Source organism: Actinacidiphila sp. bgisy145 (assembly GCF_057708125.1).
Genome location: NZ_JBYIRL010000103.1, coordinates 1 through 1,567, shown reverse-complemented (window position 1 = coordinate 1,567; position 1,567 = coordinate 1). Strand labels below are relative to the sequence as shown.

Annotated in this window: 1 protein-coding gene; it reads left to right on the top strand. The window is 66.0% G+C overall.

All coding sequences use genetic code 11. From position 1 onward, the window contains the following. Positions 1–612: 612 nt before the first annotated feature. On the top strand, positions 613–1,567 hold a 955-nt coding region (locus AC3ERT_RS36465), incomplete at its 3' end, for a reverse transcriptase domain-containing protein (RefSeq protein ID WP_435179469.1).

Sequence of the window (1,567 nt, the reverse complement as noted above, 5' to 3'; positions counted from 1 at the left end):
AGCGGGTGGGTGCGCCACGAGGCGCCGTGGAGTCGAGTGAGGTGAGAGACCTTCACCGCCGGGTTGTCGCAGCGGCCTGGTGAAGCAGGGGGCAGTTCGCGTCGGGGGATGCCGAGGCGGGCGGTAAGCAGCCCCGACAACGCCGGGACGGGCTGGCACTGCCAGACGGTCCGGGTCCGGCAAGCGAGACGGGAAGGTGTACGCGAGGAACCAGTGGCTGACGCCCCGTAATTACGACACCGGCTCCAACCTGGCGGATGCGGGCCGGAAGCAGTGCACGACCATCGGTGCTCGGTGGTCGACTCCGAAGCCGATTCCACTCTTCGGTGGGGAGGCCACGCCGAAAGCCTGCGGCGTAGGTGTGGCGATGCTGCCGGGGTAGAGCTGGGCACCTCACCCGTCGATCGATTCCATGGTGAACGTGGGAACTGTCCGCGGTCGCCCTCTGTACCGGATCTCCAGTCCGGCCGGAGGGGAGGTCCATCGCCGGCTGACGGCTGTCGGGCAGGGCGGAGGCTCCGTAGTACTCGGAGGCCGGGAAAGCCGGCCGCATGGGGAAGGGGGCCAGCAAGTCAGTGGTAAGGAAGCTGGAATGCCAGGAGGTTGTCGCCGGTGAACACCGACGAGCTGGATTGGGCCTTGATGAAGGCCGAACGCCGGGTACTGGAGATCCAGACCAAGCTGCACCGTTGGGCAGTCGACGATTCTCGTCGCAGGTTCGACGATTTGTTCAATCTCGTGGCCGACCCTGCCTTCCTGCTGGTGGCGTGGGATCGGGTTCGGGGTAACAAGGGTGCCCGCACGGCCGGAGTGGACGGGAAGACCGCACGCTCCATCGAGGCCGGGCAGGGAGTCGAGGATTTCCTTGGCAGGCTGCAGTTTCAGCTCAGAGAACGTAGCTTCCAGCCGGTTCCGGTCCGCGAGCGGATGATTCCGAAGGCGAATGGCAAGCTCCGCCGCCTCGGTATCCCGACCGTGACGGACCGGGTGGTCCAGGCGTCCTTGAAACTGGTGCTGGAGCCGGTGTTCGAAGCGGATTTCCTTCCGTGCTCTTACGGATTCCGCCCGAACCGCCGGGCTCAGGACGCGATCGCCGAGACGCGGTATCTCGCTAGCCACTCCTATGAGTGGGTGGTGGAGGGCGACATCACGGCGTGCTTCGACGAGATCTCACACACGGCCCTGATGGACCGGGTGCGGGACCGGATCGGGGACAAGCGGGTCTTGCTCCTGGTGAAGGCGTTCCTCAAGTCCGGGATCATGTCCCGAGAGGGAGCCCTCAGGGACACACGCACCGGAACCCCGCAGGGTGGGATTCTCTCGCCGCTGCTGGCCAACATCGCACTTACGGTGCTGGACGAGCACATCGCCCAGGCCCCCGGAGGACCTAGAACCACCTCCGAGGACCGGCGCAGGAGAAGACGGCAGGGATTGCCCAACTACCGGCTGGTCCGGTACGCGGATGACTTCCTCGTACTCGTCTCCGGCAGCCGGGAACACGCCGAGGAACTGCGAAGGGACGTCGCGGAGGCGCTGACACCGATGGGCCTTCGCCTGTCGGTGGAGA